Annotated in this window: 16 protein-coding genes; 6 read left to right on the top strand and 10 right to left on the bottom strand. The window is 56.9% G+C overall.

Translation table 11 applies throughout. The annotated features are described in order from the left end of the window. Positions 1-77 precede the first annotated feature (77 nt). Entirely contained in the window at positions 78-569 is a 492-nt protein-coding gene (gene coaD / locus ACR0JB_RS04445; protein ID WP_480789711.1) for a pantetheine-phosphate adenylyltransferase, read from the top strand. On the opposite strand, the gene gap (ACR0JB_RS04450) is transcribed toward coaD, so the two are convergent. From gap (ACR0JB_RS04450) to gap (ACR0JB_RS04460), 3 genes are all read right to left on the bottom strand, one after another. Then, positions 561-1,565: a type I glyceraldehyde-3-phosphate dehydrogenase gene (gene gap / locus ACR0JB_RS04450; protein WP_226688498.1), complete on the bottom strand. Its 1,005-nt coding sequence runs from the start codon at positions 1,563-1,565 to the stop codon at positions 561-563. The genes coaD and gap (ACR0JB_RS04450) overlap by 9 nt on opposite strands. A gap of 82 nt (positions 1,566-1,647) precedes the next feature. Further along, positions 1,648-1,791: a hypothetical protein gene (locus tag ACR0JB_RS04455; protein ID WP_170348585.1), complete on the bottom strand. Its 144-nt coding sequence runs from the start codon at positions 1,789-1,791 to the stop codon at positions 1,648-1,650. Between the two features lie 71 nt (positions 1,792-1,862). Further along, positions 1,863-2,864 (bottom strand): type I glyceraldehyde-3-phosphate dehydrogenase, encoded by a 1,002-nt coding sequence (gene gap, locus ACR0JB_RS04460; protein WP_170358292.1) that lies wholly within the window; start codon positions 2,862-2,864, stop codon positions 1,863-1,865. A 181-nt stretch (positions 2,865-3,045) separates the two neighbouring features. On the opposite strand from gap (ACR0JB_RS04460), the gene ACR0JB_RS04465 reads away from it, so the two are divergent. After that, entirely contained in the window at positions 3,046-4,008 is a 963-nt protein-coding gene (locus ACR0JB_RS04465) for a DUF808 domain-containing protein (protein WP_170358295.1), read from the top strand. 57 nt (positions 4,009-4,065) lie between these two features. Here the strand turns inward: ACR0JB_RS04465 and tkt are convergent, their stop codons facing one another. Then, entirely contained in the window at positions 4,066-6,090 is a 2,025-nt protein-coding gene (tkt, locus tag ACR0JB_RS04470; RefSeq protein ID WP_170505170.1) for a transketolase, read from the bottom strand. A 234-nt stretch (positions 6,091-6,324) separates the two neighbouring features. On the opposite strand from tkt, the gene ACR0JB_RS04475 reads away from it, so the two are divergent. From ACR0JB_RS04475 to ACR0JB_RS04485, 3 genes are read left to right on the top strand one after another with little or no spacing between them, the layout of a single operon-like run. Continuing rightward, a complete protein-coding gene (locus ACR0JB_RS04475; RefSeq protein WP_170393916.1) occupies positions 6,325-7,122 on the top strand; it encodes a hypothetical protein in 798 nt (265 codons plus the stop codon). Then, positions 7,122-7,517: a cell division protein ZapA gene (locus ACR0JB_RS04480; RefSeq protein WP_170358299.1), complete on the top strand. Its 396-nt coding sequence runs from the start codon at positions 7,122-7,124 to the stop codon at positions 7,515-7,517. The genes ACR0JB_RS04475 and ACR0JB_RS04480 overlap by 1 nt, the downstream gene beginning before the upstream one ends. Then, the gene (locus ACR0JB_RS04485; RefSeq protein WP_170393918.1) at positions 7,514-7,867 is read left to right on the top strand and encodes an MliC family protein; all 354 of its coding nucleotides are present in this window, start codon (positions 7,514-7,516) and stop codon (positions 7,865-7,867) included. The genes ACR0JB_RS04480 and ACR0JB_RS04485 overlap by 4 nt, the downstream gene beginning before the upstream one ends. Here the strand turns inward: ACR0JB_RS04485 and grxD are convergent, their stop codons facing one another. The 6 genes from grxD to ACR0JB_RS04515 form a co-directional block, all read right to left on the bottom strand. Beyond that, a complete protein-coding gene (gene grxD / locus ACR0JB_RS04490) occupies positions 7,868-8,230 on the bottom strand; it encodes a Grx4 family monothiol glutaredoxin (protein WP_170348592.1) in 363 nt (120 codons plus the stop codon). It lies immediately after the preceding gene. Beyond that, positions 8,217-8,507: a hypothetical protein gene (locus tag ACR0JB_RS04495; protein ID WP_170393920.1), complete on the bottom strand. Its 291-nt coding sequence runs from the start codon at positions 8,505-8,507 to the stop codon at positions 8,217-8,219. Before ACR0JB_RS04495 ends, grxD begins: the two co-directional genes overlap by 14 nt. 250 nt (positions 8,508-8,757) lie before the next feature. Then, the gene (locus ACR0JB_RS04500) at positions 8,758-8,994 is read right to left on the bottom strand and encodes a BolA/IbaG family iron-sulfur metabolism protein (protein WP_155147029.1); all 237 of its coding nucleotides are present in this window, start codon (positions 8,992-8,994) and stop codon (positions 8,758-8,760) included. A 135-nt stretch (positions 8,995-9,129) separates the two neighbouring features. After that, positions 9,130-11,289 carry a phosphoribosylformylglycinamidine synthase subunit PurL gene (purL, locus tag ACR0JB_RS04505; RefSeq protein WP_170393922.1) on the bottom strand — a complete coding sequence of 720 codons (2,160 nt, stop codon included), beginning with the start codon at positions 11,287-11,289 and terminating at the stop codon, positions 9,130-9,132. Between the two features lie 159 nt (positions 11,290-11,448). After that, on the bottom strand, positions 11,449-13,731 hold the full coding sequence (locus ACR0JB_RS04510; RefSeq protein WP_170393924.1) for a mechanosensitive ion channel family protein: 2,283 nt from the start codon (positions 13,729-13,731) through the stop codon (positions 11,449-11,451). A 280-nt stretch (positions 13,732-14,011) separates the two neighbouring features. Continuing rightward, positions 14,012-14,920 carry a LysR family transcriptional regulator gene (locus ACR0JB_RS04515; RefSeq protein ID WP_170348597.1) on the bottom strand — a complete coding sequence of 303 codons (909 nt, stop codon included), beginning with the start codon at positions 14,918-14,920 and terminating at the stop codon, positions 14,012-14,014. 169 nt (positions 14,921-15,089) lie between these two features. Between ACR0JB_RS04515 and ACR0JB_RS04520 the strand changes: the two genes are divergently transcribed. Next, positions 15,090-18,509, top strand: coding sequence for an indolepyruvate ferredoxin oxidoreductase family protein (locus ACR0JB_RS04520; protein ID WP_480643751.1), 3,420 nt, complete (start codon positions 15,090-15,092; stop codon positions 18,507-18,509). Positions 18,510-18,576 lie beyond the last annotated feature (67 nt).

Here is an 18,576-nt window from a genome sequence, read left to right on the forward strand (position 1 = left end):
GTTGCGATAGCAACCTCTTGCGCCGACAGCAAAGTTATGTTTGCTGACGCAGAATTTCCAGAACGCAGGAGAGCGTGATGCGGGTTGGTCTATACCCCGGAACCTTTGACCCGATAACTCTGGGCCATATTGACATTATCCGGCGCGCCTCGGCTTTGGTCGACAAGCTGGTGATCGGAGTAGCGATCAACCGCGATAAGGGACCGTTGTTTTCTCTGGAAGAGCGCGTGACCATGATCGAGGCGGAATGCGCGCTTTTGTCTGAACAAACCGGAACCGAAATTGTCGCTCATCCGTTCGAAAACCTTCTGATCGATTGCGCCCGCGATGTGGGTGCACAAATCATTGTTCGCGGGCTGCGGGCCGTGGCGGATTTCGAGTATGAATTCCAGATGGTCGGAATGAACCGTGCTTTGGACGATTCAATCGAAACCGTCTTTCTAATGGCCGAAGCACGGCATCAGGCCATCGCATCGAAACTGGTTAAGGAAATCGCGCGCCTGAACGGGGACGTGTCGAAATTCGTGACGCCCCGCGTTCATACTGCATTGAGCGAAAGGTTAGGCTAACGCGCCCATCGCGGCGGCTGTGTCCAGCATCCGGTTCGAAAAGCCCCACTCATTGTCATACCAGGCCAGAACGCGCACCAATGTGCCGTCGGTGACTTTGGTCTCGGCCAATGACACAGTCGAGCTATGGGAATCGTGGTTGAAATCCATCGACACCAGTGGGCGGCTTTCGGCGGCCAGAACGCCCGGTATTTTGGCGGCGGCTTCGACGAACAGCGCGTTGACCTCTTCTTCGCTGGTGGGGCGCGATACTTCGGCCACCAGATCGACAACAGACACGTTGGGCGTCGGAACACGGATGGCCTGACCGGTCAGCTTGCCTGCCAATTGCGGCAGGACAAGACCGACAGCCGCTGCGGCACCCGTGGTGGTCGGGATCATCGACAAAGCCGCAGCGCGCGACAGATAGGGGTCTTTACCCGCGGCATCGTGAACTGGCTGGCTGGCGGTATACGCATGGACCGTGGTCATGTTGCCATGGACGATGCCAAGCCCGGCATCCAGCGCGGCGGCAACTGGCGACAAGCAGTTGGTGGTACATGAAGCATTTGAAACAACGGTATCCCCGGCTGTCAGCTCATGCTCATTCACACCATAGACGATTGTTTTGACGGCACCTTCGCCCCGCGCAGGCGCAGAGATCAGGACTTTCTTGGCACCGTTTTTCAGGTGACGTTCAGCCGCTTCGCGGGTGCGGAAAACGCCTGTGCATTCCAGAACTACGTCGATATCCGACCAATCTAGCGCTTCGGGGTCGCGCTCGCTGGACAGACGAATGGGGCCTGCGCCAACGTCCAGGCGTTCGTCGGTCAATGTCACCTTGTTGGAATAACGGCCATGTACGCTGTCGAACTCGAACAGATGAGCGTTCATCTCGGGTTTTGCCAAATCGTTGATGGCAACAATTTCTACATCTGTGCGTCCCGATTCCATCACTGCACGCAGAACTCCGCGTCCGATCCGACCAAATCCGTTGATTGCCAGCTTGAGTGTCATGTTCCGCTCCGTCCGAATTTCGACTTTAGTAAAGTTAGCGCTAACAAAGCCAGATGAGCGGAAAAGTCAAGCAAAACCTCTGTCAGCGCCAGAAAGCCAGCCAATCCAGAAAGGCGTAAAGCTTTTTCCCGAGGAAAACCAAATGTTCGGGTCCAAAGATGGCGTAGTCCAGAATCAACCCGCCAAGGATCAAGAGGCCAAGCCAGATAGCGATTTGGTTGGTCATAGCGGCCCCGAACGAAAATGCCCGCCCAGATAACCTGAGCGGGCAAAAATGTTCAAGATTTCAAACCGGTCTTAGTTAAGCCGACCCATGGCAACGGCGACATCGGCCATGCGAACCGAGAAGCCCCATTCGTTGTCGTACCAGGCCAGAACCCGGACAAGGCGGCCGTCTACAACGCGGGTTTGTTCCGGCGCAAAGATCGAGCTTTCTTCGGTGTGGTTGAAATCGGTCGAAACCAGCGGCGCGGGTTCATAACCCAGAACGCGCTGCATCGGGCCAAGCGCGGCTTCGCGAACGATTTCATTGACCTCTTCGACAGACACTTCGCGCGATGAGCGGAAAGTCAGGTCCACCGCCGACACGTTCGGGGTAGGTACGCGGATGGCGGAACCGTCCAGACGGCCTTTCAGGTTCGGCAGAACCTCACCCAGTGCTTTCGCAGCTCCGGTCGATGTCGGGATCATCGACATGGCAGCGGCACGGGCGCGATACAGATCGCTGTGACGGCGATCCAGGGTCGGCTGGTCGCCAGTATAGGCGTGGATCGTGGTCATGATGCCGTTTTCGATGCCGACACCTTCGTCCAGAACCTTGGCAAGCGGAGCAAGGCAGTTCGTGGTGCAAGACCCATTCGAGACCATGTTGTCGTTGGCGGTCAGCGTGTTGTGGTTCACACCAAACACGATGGTTTTGTCGACGTTCTTGCCCGGTGCGGACAACAGAACCTTGCCAGCGCCACGCTCGAGGTGCGTTTTCGCCTTGGTGCCGTCATTGAATTTGCCGGTGCATTCCAGAACGACGTCGCAGCCTTCCCAATCCAGCTCGTTCATGTCGTAGGTCGAGAACATCTCCATCGGGCCGCGGCCCAGATCCATGGTGTTGCCATTGATGGCGATGTCGCGCGGAAACCGTCCATGAACGCTGTCGTATTTCAGCAGATGAGCCGAAGTTTCCAGCGGTCCGGTCGCGTTGACCTTGATAACTTCGATATCGTTCCGGCCTGACGCCGCGATATGCGACAGGGTACAGCGGCCGATGCGGCCAAAACCATTGATGCCGACCTTTATGGTCATGTGACGTCTCCAAATGCGCTTGCCTTGCAGGCCATATAGCCGCGATTGGTGAATCTCAAAAGAGCAAAAGCGGCATATTTTTAATGTGTTAGCGCAAACTTCGTACGATTGCGCTAACGCTTGCACTGGCTGTAAGATTGGGTAGGTTCCTGAGGCGGCAGGTGACAGGAAAGGTAGCGCGATGAGCGGTCTTTTGGCTCTTTTGGATGACGTGGCGGGGATCGCCAAGGTTGCAGCGGCGTCGGTGGACGACGTGGTGGCGGCGGCGGGAAAGGCCGGGGCCAAGACGGCAGGGGTGATTATTGACGATGCAGCCGTCACTCCGAAATACGTTCAGGGTTTTGCGCCTGCGCGCGAGTTGCCAATCATCTGGCGGATTGCGCGTGGATCGGTATTCAACAAGATCGTGCTGTTGCTGCCTGTGGCCCTTTTGCTGGCCAATTTTGCGCCCTGGCTTATTACGCCGCTGCTTATGATCGGTGGGTCTTACTTATGCTTCGAGGGGGCTGAAAAAATATTTCATGTTCTGTTTCCACATGGCAGCCATGCCATTGATGAAGACATGAACGTGCGCGACCCTGGTCATCTAGAGGAGCAGAAAGTCAAAGGTGCGATCAAAACGGATTTCATCCTGTCCGCCGAAATCATGACCATCGCTCTGGCCGCGATCGAGGCGCCGAATCTGTGGATGCAGGCGGCGACTCTGGCGGTTGTGGGCATCGGGGTGACGGTGGCCGTCTATGGCTCGGTCGCGTTGATCGTGAAGATGGATGATGTCGGATTGTTTCTGGCAAACAATGCCCCGACACCTGTCGGGCGCGGGCTGGGGCGTGGATTGGTCAAGGCAATGCCCGGTGTGATGAAGACCCTGTCTATTGTTGGAACCGCGGCGATGCTGTGGGTCGGCGGGTCGATCATCATTCACGGGATGGAAGTTCTGGGCTTCGGCTGGCTGGGCCATCACATCCACGACTGGGCATATGCGATTGGGCATTCCGTGTCAGACGGCTGGGTAGGGGCTGTCGAATGGATTTCCAAAGCAGCAATGGATGGTGTGTTTGGTCTGGCGTGGGGCTTTGTTCTGATCCCTGTAGCCACCAAGGTGATCGGGCCATTGCTATCAAAGAAGACCGCAACACATTGAAATAAAAATAAAAAGGGCGGCTGATGCCGCCCTTTGTCTTATTCTTCGTGTGCTGGATTACAGTCCGAGCAATTCCTTGACCTTAGCAACGGTCGCCTCGGCAGTGATGCCAAAATGCTTGTACAGCTCATTCGCCGGAGCGGACGCGCCGAAGCTGGACATACCGATGAAGCCGGCCTTGGCTTCGCGGCCACGCTCACCCAATAGCCATCGATCCCAGCCACCGGCGCGAACGGCGGCTTCGATACCGACGCGGACCGGACCACCGGGCAGAACGCGCTTGCGATAGGCTTCGTCCTGCTGTGCGAACAACTCCATACAGGGCATGGACACGACGCGAGTACCGATGCCTTCAGCCTCAAGCATCGCTTTGGCTTCTATAGCCAAAGAAACCTCGGAACCCGTTGCGATCAGGATGGCCTGACGTTTGCCTTCGGCATCAGCCAGCACATATGCACCTTGCGCGGTCAGGTTCTTGGCTTTGTGTTCCGTGCGTACGGTCGGAACGCCCTGACGGGTCAGCGACAGAACCGAGGGGCTGTCCTTGAACGTCAGTGCTAGTTCCCACGCTTCGGCGGTTTCCACAGAATCTGCGGGGCGGAACACATAGGTGTTCGGGGTCGCGCGCGAAATTGCCAGATGCTCGACCGGCTGGTGGGTCGGACCGTCTTCGCCCAGACCGATCGAGTCGTGAGTCATCACGAAGACCGAAGGAACCTTCATAAGCGCCGCCAGACGCATGGACGGACGGGCATAGTCGGTGAAGGCCATAAACGTGCCGCCATAGGGGCGAATGCCGCCGTGCAGCGCCATACCATTCATTGCCGCGGCCATGCCGTGTTCGCGGATTCCGTAATGGATGTAACGACCCTTACGATTTTCCGGCAGGAAGACACCCATATCAGCTGATTTGGTGTTGTTCGACCCGGTCAGATCAGCCGAACCGCCCACGGTTTCGGTCATGATCGGGTTCACGACATTCAGAACCTTTTCGGACGAAGCGCGGGTGGCCAGTTTCGGTTGATCTTCCGAGATCTGCTTTTTGAACGCGCGGATCGCACCGGCCAGTTTTTTGGGCGCTTCAAACGCATAGGCGCGGTTGAATTCGGCTTGCTTGCGCTCGGACAATTGCGCGAAACGTTCTTCCCAAGCCTTACGCTCGGCGACGCCGCGGGAACCGATGGCCTCCCATGCGGATTTCACTTCGGCGGGAACATGGAACGCGTCATGCGGCCAGCCATAGCCTTCTTTCGCAGCCTTCAGTTGGTCCTGATCGGTCAGCGCACCGTGACCTTTCGAGGTATCCTGAGCTGCGTGACCCAAAGCGATGTGACTTTCGCAGGCGATCATAGTCGGCTTGTTCGACTTTTTTGCCTGCACGATGGCTGTATCGATGGCTTGCGGATCATGCCCGTCAATCTCGATCACGTGCCAGCCCGAAGCTGCGAAACGGCGCACCTGATCGGTGCGATCAGCCATATCGACGGTGCCGTCGATTGTGATGTTGTTGTTGTCCCAGAAGACGATCAGCTTGCTCAGCTCATGACGACCGGCCAAGGTGATTGCCTCTTGGCTGACGCCTTCCATCAGGCAGCCGTCGCCGGCGATCACATAGGTATAGTGATCCACAACCTTCTTGCCATAATGCGCGCGCTGGATTTCTTCGGCCATGGCAAAGCCCACAGCGTTCGAGATGCCTTGGCCCAGCGGGCCGGTCGTGGTTTCGATGCCATCAACCAGGAAGTTCTCCGGGTGACCGGCTGTCTTTGCACCCAACTGGCGGAAGTTCTTGATTTCCTCAAGGGTCACATCGCCGTGGCCGGTCAAATACAGCAGCGAATAGATCAGCATTGAACCGTGACCGGCCGACAGGATGAACCGGTCGCGGTCAGGCCAATTCGGGGCCGAGGCGTCGAATTTCAGGTGCTTTTCGAACAGCACGGTCGCAACGTCGGCCATGCCCATCGGCATACCGGAATGGCCGGAATTGGCGGCGGCGACGGCGTCAAGGGTCAGGGTGCGGATGGCCGCAGCTTTGTCCCAGTGTTCGGGGTTTGCATTGCGCAGCGCAGTCAGGTCCACGGGCGTTGTTCCTTTGGATTACAGGCAGATGTGGCGCTCAATACCATCCAGCCTCCAAAGTGCAAGTAGAACCGGGATTTCTGATGAGGTAGTGGTTCAAGAAAGCTGCCCAAGTTGTTGAAAGCAAACAGTGGGTATTTTCCGCCTCGTTAGGTTAGACTAGGGCAAGACGTGGATGATATTGATTCGGACTATCCGCGATACAAGGAACCTTGGTTAAGAGGTGGCAGGGGCATGAGCCAGATCGAAGAATTACATCGCCGTATTGTTGCTGCAATGGATCGGATAGGGACCGGCGTCGATACGCTGCGGGATACGTCTCCGGTCAGCGGTGGTGCAGATGACGCTCTGCGGACGGCATTGGATGATGAACGTGTCGCCAATGCGCAGTTGGAAGAACGTCTGAAATCGCTGAAAGAGCGCCACGAACTAGAAGTCGACGCCATGCGTTCGGACATGGAACGGCTGCGGACCACGCCCGTTGAAAGCCCGGAAAACGGGGCATTGCGCGAGCAATTGGCAGAGGCGCAGGCAAAACTGGCCTCGGTTGAGGCCGCCCGCGCCGAGTTGGCCGCGGCCAAGGCCGCGCTGGAAAATCAGGATGAGGTTGAGGCGCTAAAGGCCGAAAATGCACAGCTCAAGGCCGCCGCGGCTGCGACACAGGGTGTCGAAGCCGAAAACGCTCGCCTGCGGTCTGAACTGGCGGACAGCGAACGCGTCTCCGAGTTGAGCGCCGAGCTGGATATGTTGCGCGCTGAGCGATCCAGTCACGGGGCGGCGATGTCCCGTCTGGATGACGATCTGCAACGCATGCGCAAGGCGAATGAACAGTTGCGGCAATCGGTGGATGAACTGCGCGCCGCCGCCGAAGACGGCGTGCCGGATGCTGATCTGCTTAACCGCGCAACAGTGGCCGAACTTGAGGCGACGCGCGCCGCACAAGCAACCGACGCTGCCGAAGCGCACGCAGTTCTGGCGCGGTTAGAGCCGTTGCTGTCGAAGGCGAAACTGGCAGAAGGAGAGGTTGAATAATGCCCGAATTGACTATTCAAATCGGTGGCCGCGGCTTTGATGTCTCGTGCCAGGAGGGGGAAGAGGCATTCCTGCATTCGGCTGCCAAATTGCTGGATGACGAGGCGCAAGTTTTGTCCGATCAGATCGGGCGCATGCCAGAATCACGGATGCTGCTGATGGCCGGGCTGATGCTGGCCGACAAGGCCGCCGGAACCGATGACAAGATCAAGGCGCTCGAGGCAAAGCTGGCCGAGGTTGAGACCGAGCTTCGAACCCTCAGAAACATGCCACAGCCCGAGCCTGAGCGTATCGAGGTGGCCGTGGTACCTCCTTCAGTGACGGACACGCTGGCGGAAATAGCCGCGCGGGCCGAAGCCTTGGCTTCCGTGATCGAGGAGAAGTCAGCGGGATGAACTCTGTAAAGACGGTCGCCTGCGCCGTGGCATTTGCTTTGCCCGGTGGCTTGGCTTGGGCTGAGATCGACATTCTGCCAGTGACATTCACATGCCAGAACGGCGTGCCATTGGAAGTGGCCTATTTCAACGCGCCGGACGGGTCGAGTGCAGCAGCAATGATGGTAGACAACCAATTGGTCACTCTGCGTCAGGTCCAAAGCGGTTCCGGCATACGCTATGAATCCGACGGAGGGACAGGGACGTACATCCTGCGCTCAAAAGGATGGGACGCAACGGTGAGCTTTCTGGCGACAGGATCGGATGCCGCCAGTGAGCAGGTCATTCTGGATAATTGCGTCAGCCGCTGATCAAGCGTTTGCTTCGCGAATCTTGTCGGCTGCTTCTTTGTTATAGCCGACACCGTTGTCGTCAAACAGCGTGTCCAACTCGCCTGACAGGGTCATCTCGGTGATGATATCGCAGCCACCAACGAACTCGCCTTTGACGTACAGCTGAGGCACGGTCGGCCAGTCGGAATAATCCTTGATGCCCTGACGCACGTCTTCATCGGCCAGAACGTTCACGTCAGTGAAATCCACACCCATGTAGTTCAGTACACCGGCCACACGGGACGAAAACCCGCACTGCGGCATGTCCTTGGTGCCTTTCATGTACAGTACAACATCATTGGCTTTGACGGTTTCGTCGATTTGGGTCTTAACGTCGCTCATCTTGCTTGTCCTTTTCGCCCGCATCCGGGGCGGTCGTTTCATTCTGTGACGGGTCAGAGGTCCATCCTTCTTCCTCCAACCGTCGGTGTTCGGCTTGCGCCAGGGCCAGCGGATCCAGCCCGTATCTTTCAATGCCGCCGACCTTACTGATTTTGTCCGGGTCGGGACGCATATCGGCGAGGTTACGTTTCCGGTTGCGTTTCACATAGGCTTCGATCAGCGCGGCGGCAACTATCAATGTTGCGAGTACACCTATCCAAAAGAGCCAGCTGTTCATTTTTTCGGAGCCATGGCTTTGGCATATTGTTGCGGATCGCGAGGGATCGCCATGGCGCTTACCCCACCGCCTTTACCAGTGTCGGTGGTTGATGCAACTAAACTTGAGTCCTGACTAGGGGTCGCACCTTTGGGGGTCCGGGTAACTCGTTTTCGTTCTGATCTGCTACGTCTGAAAATTGCCACCACGTACACACCGATGATGGCTAACAGCACAATGCCCCAAATCGAGTATGCCCAAAAACCTGTGCTCATTCAGGCACTTTCGTCGTCAACGCCAGCGCGTGTAACTCTCCATCCGGGCCGTCCATTTTGCCTTTCAACGCAGCATAGACCGCGCGCTGCTGCTGAACCCTGTTTTTCCCACGAAAGCTCTCGTCCACGACCATGGCCGACATATGCACGCCGTCATGCCCGCCAACCTGTATTTCCGCATCCGGAAAGGCTTCGCGCAGCAAGTGTTCGATTTCGTGGGCGCTCATCGGCATGTAGGTAACTCCTGAAGATCTTTCCCAAGATGTAGAGCGCCGGGGCGGGGCGCGCAAGGGTGTGATGGTTGGCTTGAAACGACAAAACCTGCGCCGGTGTGGGCACAGGTTTTGCGAATAAGTTTCAAGATATGATCAAGCCACGGCAGCGGCAAAGCTGTCGCGGAACGTGTCCGTCAACTCGGCCAGAGGGACCTCGGAATTGCCGACCTTGACGGCGTCACCAGTAAAGCGACCGACCGAGACCAGTGGAACACCGGCCTGACCTGCTGCGATCATCAACGCCTCGGCCTGGTCAAAGTTGCAGGCAACCAGATATCGGGCCTGATCTTCGCCAAACAAAAACTCGGTCGAGGCTTCGTCGAGGTGAACGCCAACGCCTGCGGCTTCGGCCAGTTCGAAAGCCGCCAGGGCCAGACCACCATCACCCAGATCGGTGCAGGCTTTGATCATCTCGCGATTGGCGCGGATAAACTCACCATTGCGCTTTTCGGCGTCGAGATCGACATGCGGCGCGTCGCCGTCTTCGCGGTTGAACACTTCGGCCAGAAGGGCCGACTGACCCAGATGCCCATTTGTTTCGCCGATGACCAGCGCGACGTGGCCTTCGCGGACCTCGTTACCGATGATTTCGTCGGTGTGGTCCAACAGGCCAACCGCGCCAATGGTCGGGGTAGGCAGGATCGCTTGACCGTCGGTCTCATTATACAGCGACACGTTGCCCGACACGATGGGCATGTCCAGCGCGGCGACCGCAGCGCCGATACCCTGAATTGCGCCAACAAACTGGCCCATGATCTCGGGCTTTTCGGGGTTGCCGAAATTCAGGTTGTCCGTGGTGGCCAGTGGTTTTGCCCCGACGGCAGTCAGGTTGCGGTACGCTTCGGCGACGGCCTGCTTGCCACCCTCAACCGGGTTGGCGCGCACATAGCGGGGGGTGACATCACTGGTGAAGGCCAATGCCTTGTCTGTGCCATGCACGCGAACCATGCCCGCACCCAGACCCGGCGTGCGCGCGGTGTCGGCCATGACCATGGTGTCGTATTGTTCGTACACCCATTGCTTGCCCGCATAGTTCGGCGAAGCGAGGAGGGCGCGCAGGCCGTCGATCGGGTCGATCTGCGGAACCTCGGCCAGTTCTTCAGCTTCGGGCGTAGGTTCCCACGGGCGGTCGTATTCCGGTGCGGTGGAAGACAGCTTCGACAGCACAAGATCGGCTTTAACCTCGCCGTTATGGACAATCAGGAAGCGATCTTCGGCGATGGTCTCGCCGACAATGGCAAAATCCAGATCCCATTTCTCGAACACGGCGCGGGCTTCTGCCTCAAGCTCAGGCTTCAGGACCATCAGCATGCGTTCCTGAGACTCAGACAGCATCATCTCGTACGCTGTCATATCCTCTTCGCGCTGAGGGACGTTCTCCAGATCGAGGCGCACGCCCAGACCACCTTTGTCGCCCATTTCAACGGCGGAACAGGTCAGACCAGCTGCACCCATGTCCTGAATCGAAATCACGGCACCGGTTCGCATCAATTCCAGCGTCGCCTCCATCAGGCGCTTTTCGGTGAAGGGGTCACCGACCTGAACGGTGGGACGTTTTTCCTCGATCGTGTCGTCGAACTCGGCCGAGGCCATGGTTGCACCACCAACCCCGTCGCGACCGGTTTTGGCACCCAGATAGACGACGGGCATGCCAACGCCTGAAGCCGCCGAGTAGAAAATCTTGTCACTGTCGGCCAGACCTGCGGCAAAGGCGTTCACAAGGCAGTTGCCGTTATAGGCGGGATGGAATCGAACTTCGCCGCCGACGCAGGGTACTCCGAAGCAGTTGCCATAGCCGCCGATGCCTTCGACAACGCCATTGACCAACTGGCGGGTCTTGTGGTGGCCGGGCTCGCCAAAGGACAGTGCGTTCATTGACGCAATGGGACGCGCACCCATTGTAAAGACATCGCGCAAAATACCACCAACCCCGGTCGCCGCGCCCTGATAGGGTTCGATGTAAGACGGGTGGTTGTGGCTTTCCATTTTGAAAACAACCGCTTGTCCATCGCCAATATCAACGACACCGGCGTTCTCACCTGGACCGCAGATCACCTGCGGACCCGAAGTGGGCAGGGTGCGCAGCCACTTCTTCGAGGATTTGTACGAGCAGTGCTCATTCCACATGGCGGAAAAGATGCCCAGCTCGGTGAAGGTCGGCTCGCGGCCGATGATCTCAAGGATCATGTCGTATTCGTCGGGCTTCAATCCGTGGGCGGCAATCAGATCCGGTGTGATGGCGGGCTCTTGCATCGTCTGTCCTGTTCTCAAGGTGGCCGAGATTGCGCGCCTTTTAGGGCAAGGGCGCGTCGGTGGAAAGGGTTAAGACCGGGGTCTGATGGTTTCCTGTGCCAATCCGATGAAAAAAGGCCGCCCTGAGGGCGGCCTTTGCGTGTTTGTAGTGTCAGTTCGTTATTTTGGCGCACCGTGTTCGGAACCCGATTTCTGACCCTGCTGTTCCGCTTGTTGGTTTGCTGCTTCTCCGGCTGCTGCACCGATAGCTGCCTTTTGCTCCTCGTTCAGGTTATCCGCGTCATCCAGGCCGGGGATCGCAACGCGCACCTCGCGGCGGGCAAAGTCGATGCCGTTTTCCTTGAACGCGGCCTTAACACGGTTGAAGATTTCCTTGCGCAGGGTGAACTGCTTGCCCGGCTTGGCCATGAACTTACCGCGGATAATCATGCCGACATCATCAAAGTCGAACACGCCTTGCGACTTAAAGGGCTGCAGGAAACCGTCCTTGTGGGTTTCGTCCTCCATCATCTCGGCACCGATCTTCTTAAAGATCTTCTTGACCTTGTTGGGGTCGGTGTCGAAGGGCACGGTGAACTTCAGCTTCATGATGACCCAGTCACGGCTGTAGTTGGTCAGCTTTTGAATCTCACCGTAGGGAATAGTGTGAACCGGCCCGCGGTGGTGGCGCAGTTGCATCGAACGGATCGAGATTTTTTCGACCGTACCGGTGGTGCCGCCGACATCCACGTATTCTCCAACGCGGAAGGCGTCATCGACCAGGAAGAAGATTCCGCCCACGATATCCGCCACTAGCTTTTGTGCGCCAAAACCAATGGCCAGACCCAGGACACCAGCACCGGCCAGCAGGGGGGTGATGTTGATCCCCAACGCCCCAAGCGCCAGCAGCACAAAGATGACCGCGATAGCGACCTGAGCGGTCACACGCAGCAGGGGCAGGACGGTGGCCAATCGTGACCCACCCGAGCCACCACCTTCGCCAGCCTCTTCATCCGGGCTTTGATCGGCTGCTTGTTCTTTGGCCAGACGGCGATTGACCCAAAGCGACACAAGCTCGTTGAGGATGTAGCCAACGGCAATAATAATAAAGAACTGGATAACCTTGCTGCCGGATTCATCGCCGCCGCCTGCGATTTCCCGAAGATCAAGGTCCCAGGCGTTGGCGATCATCAAGATGACCAGAATGCCAGCCAATACCCGTCCGATGCGGATATAGCTGCGCTTAGTCGATTTATACGCCTTTTCGGCAACCGGCCCTTCGCCCTGCATCGGTGGCTGCAGATGGCGCACCAAACCACGTATCAGCGTGTCCAGAGCGGGTGCAATCAGCAGCCAGAACATGGTGGTGAAATGGGCACCCTGCAACAATAAGGCCCGTAACATCGGGTCGCGCTGTGCAGCCAGAAACTCGACAAGTAGCCAGATCACCGCCGATACGCCGATGGCGAAATAAGGGTAATAGTGAGCAACCTCCTCGTCGAACTTGGTGTGGTCCGGGTCTGTCCCCAGCATCATCTGGGACAGGCCTTCACGGGCTTTCCAGGCAATCACTCCGATATAGATGTGGATAGCACCGTTCAGCCAGAACCCGATCCGGGTTTCACGCCCGGTGATGCCGTTCAATTCGTTGAAATGGATAATGAACAACGTCAACCCGATCAGGATCAACAGCCCGATCAGATTGCGGTGCAGATATTTTGCCCAGTGGTCGTCAATGTTGACCAGCCGATATTGGGGTTGGTTCGGGGCCAGTATGAACCGCGAGGCAGCCGCGCCCAGGCGTGGAACCCAGATCAGGTAAAGGACGAAAGGTGCGGCGTAGGTCAGTTGTTCAGGCGTCAACAATCCGCGTCCCAAGGCGCGGATCACGACATAAAAAACGACTAGCCCAGCGATCTCGCGGCAAAAGCGGCGAAACAGGAAGCTTACCGCACCCCAAAGGTCACTTTCCTCGGTCGCACTTGCTTGACTGTGCCATCTGTTGGTGAGCAGGTAGAAAAGTTTTTCCGCAATGTAGCCTGCAATCAAAACGCTCAGAATCAAACCCATCAGCGTAAGAGCGCCGCTTGATCCGAATGTGCCTATAAAGTTCTTGGCCGCATGGGCCTGAGCGCTGAATATATTTGGCACCGTGACTACGACCTGCGTCCAGGACGTCACCATTGCCGCCCAAATCGCGCCGATTTCCTTGATGGGATCTTCGCGATCCTCTGCTTCGGCAGCCTTTTGTTCAGCGACCGCGTCCAAACGCTCAAGCAAAATGGCGCGGACCTGATCGTCAGACATACGCGCGACCAGATCGTCCACCTGTTCAGGCGTCAGATCATCGGGAATGCTGATAGTGGTTGAGGAACCGGTCGATCCGCTATCCTGCGCAAGAACCGGCCCTGAAAGGCAAATGACGGAAAGTATCGCCAACAAAAGGCGAAGGGGCTGAAACATCGAATCTGTCCTCGAACACAAGTCTTCGTGAATTTTTCGTGATCATAGGTCTAAGTGCCCGAGTTTCCCAGATGTTTTGCCAGCCGAACACAGCGCGCGTTGCCGAATGGCCAAAAAAAAGGCCGAGCACTAAGCTCGGCCGTAGTCCAACAGGGAGGTATGAAGATGATGAGCGTTTCAGCATCACCGCCTTCAAGAGTTCATTTAGGGATCACTTTGTGAACGATCAAGAGATTTCAGATTGATTGCTGATCAACCCCGCTATGCCAGTGGTGCATAGCTAGAGTTTTCCCATCTGCTTCAATTGTTTGCGTTGTGTTATGATCTCATCCTGAACAAAGTCACGGAAGGCCGCGACGCGTTTGGAATGGCGCAATTCCTCGGGATAGGCGAGGTATACGGGAACATCCGCGCTTTCGATATCCGACAGGATCGGCGCAACATTGGGAAGCCCTTGGGTAACGTAATCCGGCAGGACGCCGATACCCAAGTTATGCAGCACCCCCTGAAGAACACCAAAATAATTGTTCACGGTCAGCAGCGATCCCGGATTGTACGTCATCAGATGGCGCACCATCGCAGCGCCCGCGCCAACCTGCGGTGCCGAAGGTGTCTGACAGATCAGCCGGTGATTTTTAATTTCGTCCAGGGATTTCAGCATACCGCCATGAGTATCGATGTATTCCTGCGTCGCATACAGCTGCATCTGCACGGTCATCAGGCGTTTGCGGACCAGATCAGCCTGGCTGGGCTCTTTCATACGGATGGCTACGTCAGCCTCGCGCATGGGCAGGTCTAGCACGCGCTCTTCCAGCATCAGGTCGATATTGAGATCAGGGAACTGATCATAGAGTTTCGGCAGGCGCGGCGCCAGCCAAAGCGTGCCAAAGCCGTAAGTAGTTGTGACGCGCAGAACGCCAAACACTTCTTCTTCGCTGTCGCGAATGCGCGCAGCAGCAGCGTCCAGACGTTTTGTCATGGCCGAGGTTGCGTCAAACAACAACTCGCCCTGTTCCGTCAGGATCAGCCCACGCGCATGGCGGTGGAACAAGGTCGAATCAAGCGACTCTTCCAACGCTCGGATCTGTCGGCTGACGGCCGATTGCGACAAGTTCAGCTTGTCACCCGCATGAGTCAGGCTGCCTGCATCCGCAACTGCGTGAAATATTCTAAGCTTGTCCCAATCCATCGCCGCAACTTTCGTTATCTTTCGAACTGCCTATATGAAATAGGTAACAACTTCTACAATCAAACGGTGAAATCCTTACGTTTCAGGGGATAAACCCTATGCAGGTCAGTATTTGTGACCTAATATGTTGAAACATGTAGCACACTGATCTGACGAGGGGAGGCGTTTGATGAGTCAGCCACAAATATCGCTGAATGATCGGTTCGATCTGGATAAAAACCCAATTCTGTTGAATGGCACGCAAGCGTTGGTGCGCCTGATGCTGATGCAGAAGGCGAGGGATACGCGGGCGGGGCTGAACACAGCGGGCCTAGTGACCGGATATCGTGGGTCACCGTTGGGTGCGGTGGATTTGCAAATGACACGGGCGCAGAAACAGCTGACCGAAAGCGACATCACTTTTCAGTACGGTTTGAATGAAGATCTGGCCGCCACGGCGCTATGGGGCAGCCAGCAAGCTGGGCTGCGCGGCGACGGGCGGTTCGATGGCGTGTTTGGCCTCTGGTACGGCAAAGGGCCCGGCGTGGATCGGTCCGGCGATGTTATGCGTCACGCCAATATGGCGGGTACGGCCAAGCACGGTGGCGTGCTGGTGGCGATGGGTGATGACCATACCGGCGAAAGCTCGACCGTTCTGCATCAGTCGGAATGGTCTTTGGTTGATATGTACATGCCAATTGTCAGCCCTGCGGGTGTGCAAGAGATTTTAGACTATGGCGTTTACGGTTTCGCGCTCAGCCGGTTTTCGGGGCTTTGGGTTGGCCTGAAGACGATGAAGGACACGATTGAGGTCACGTCGGTCGTTGATGGCAGTGCTGACCGGATGAAGCTTGTCGTGCCCGAGTTCGACATGCCCGAGGGCGGATTGAACATACGTTTGGGCGACACGCCGCACCTGCAAGAAGGGCGGATCATCGACCATAAACGTTTCGCGGCCGAGATGTTCTCGTACGCCAACAAGATGGACAAGCGTGTGTGGGGCAAACCCGGCGCTAAGATCGGGTTTGTCGCGGCCGGCAAGAACTGGCTGGATCTGTCCCATGCCATGTCGTTGCTGAACATCGACGCGGATGAGGCTGAACGGTTGGGGATCACAACCTACAAGATCGGCCAAACTTTCCCATTGGATATGACTGGATTTCACGACTGGGCTGAGGGACTGGACCTGATTGTTATCGTTGAAGAAAAGCGAAAATTGATCGAGGTTCAGGTCAAAGAAGCCATCTTTGACGACCGTCGCGGTCGCCGGGTTTATGGCTGGTACAAGGGTGGGGCCGGGACTCTGCATCGCGAGGAACTGTTTCCAACCCGCGGCGCGCTTGACCCCAACATGATCGCCGAAAAACTGGGCGAGATTCTGATTGAAGAGGGCCACGACACAGAAGGCGTCCGCGCCGGTTTGGCCAAACTGTCCGAGGCCCGCCGAGCCGACAACGCCGAAGAAATCGCGACTCGTCTGCCGTATTTCTGTTCGGGCTGTCCGCATAACAGTTCTACCCGGTTGCCCGACGGCAGTCGCGCCTACGCGGGTATTGGCTGTCATTATATGGTGCAATGGATGGACCGCGAGACCACCGGGTTCACGCAGATGGGGGGTGAGGGCGCAAACTGGATTGGCGAAGCGCCATTTTCGACCACCAAGCACGTGTTCCAGAACCTTGGTGACGGGACGTATAACCATTCCGGTGTGCAGGCGATCCGGGCGGCGTTGGCTGCGGGCACCAACATCACTTTCAAAATCCTGTTCAACGATGCGGTTGCCATGACCGGCGGCCAGGAAAACGAGGGCGGACTGTCGGCGGAACGGATTGTTGCAGAGGTCAAGGCTATGGGCGTGCAGAACGTGGCCGTAGTCTATGATGAAAAGGAAGATGTGAATTTCAAGGCGATGCCTGCTGGTGTGGAAACCTTTGAGCGCGCGGATTTGATGCGGGTACAAGAACAGTTCCGCGAGACCGAGGGTGTTTCGGTCATCGTCTACATCCAAACCTGCGCAGCCGAAAAACGGCGTCGGCGCAAACGAGGTGAGTTTCCTGACCCCGATAAGCGCGTATTCATCAATACTGACATTTGCGAGGGATGCGGCGATTGCGGCGTGCAATCGAACTGCGTCTCGATTGTGCCGAAAGAGACGGAGTTCGGTCGCAAACGGGCTATTGATCAATCAAGCTGCAACAAGGATTTCTCTTGCCTCAACGGGTTTTGCCCGTCGTTCGTAACCTTGGAAGGTGCAAAAATCCGCAAGGAAGCAACCACCGATATCGATCTACCGGATCTACCTGAACCAGTGCTGCCTGAAATCAAAGGGACACATAACGTGGTGATCACTGGTGTTGGCGGCACAGGTGTGGTGACGCTGGGTGCGATCTTGGCACAGGCGGCACAGATCGACGGTAAAGGCGCCGGAATGATGGAGATGGCAGGTCTTGCTCAAAAAGGTGGTGCCGTTCATATCCATTGTCGCTTGGCAAACCGGCCCGAGGATATCAGCGCCATTCGTGTTGCCACAGGTGAGGCACATGCACTGATCGGTGGCGATCTGGTTGTCTCTGCCGGGGCCAAGACGCTGGGTCTGACGCGCGCGGGTCAAACCGGGGCCGTGATCAACAACCATGAGACGGTGACCGGAGATTTCACCCGCGATACCGATTTCCGTATTCCGGGTGACCGGCTTGAACTGGCCTTGCAGGCGCGGTTGAAGGATGACGTCTCACTGTTTGACGCAACCGATCTGGCGCGCGCGGTGATGGGCGACTCGATCTATTCCAACATGATGGTTTTTGGTGCGGCCTGGCAGAAGGGCTTGCTGCCCATCAGCCATGATGCCGTAATTCAGGCCATCGAACTGAATGGAACTGCGGTCGAGCGCAACAAGCGTGCTTTTGACATTGGCCGTTGGGCGGTTCTGCACTCGCAGGAGGTCGCAGGTATTTTAGAGCCTAACGTGTCAGATATGCCAAAATCTTTAGAGCAAAAGATCGACTATCGTGCGCAGCACCTGACAGCGTATCAAAGCGGTCGGTTGGCCAAACGATATCGCAAAATGGTGGACATGTTTGATGATGAAGCAATCCGCGAAGCCGTGGCAAAAGGCTATCATAAGTTGTTGTCTTACAAGGATGAATACGAGGTTGCCCGGTTGATGTTGGACAGCCGCGAAAAAGCCGTGGCCGAGTTTGACGGGGATTTCAAAATGACCTTTCATCTGGCCCCGCCCATCCTTGGCGGAACTGGTGCTGACGGACGTCCGCGCAAACGTTCCTTCGGTGAGTGGATTTTGAAGCCGATGAAACTGCTCACGCGGTTGAAGTCACTGCGGGGAACACCTCTGGATATTTTTGGTTACAGTGCAGAACGGCGGATGGAACGCGCGTTGATCAAACAATATGAAAATGATCTCAATGAGATAAAGCCTCTTGTTACACCTCAGACCCGCGACGCAGTGATTGCGCTGGCGCAATTGCCGCTGGACATTCGCGGGTTCGGGCCGGTGTTGCAGGCCAACGAGGCCAAGGCGGCCAAACGGCGCGAGGAATTATTGGCCACCATACGGAACGGAGGACCAGAGCTGCGCGCTGCCGCCGAATAAACCGTAACGGGATTGTCACGAAACCTAGGCAAAATTGCCGCTTATACTTATCTTGCAGGCCGCAAAC

The sequence above is a fragment of the Ruegeria sp. BI7 genome, assembly GCF_056537925.1.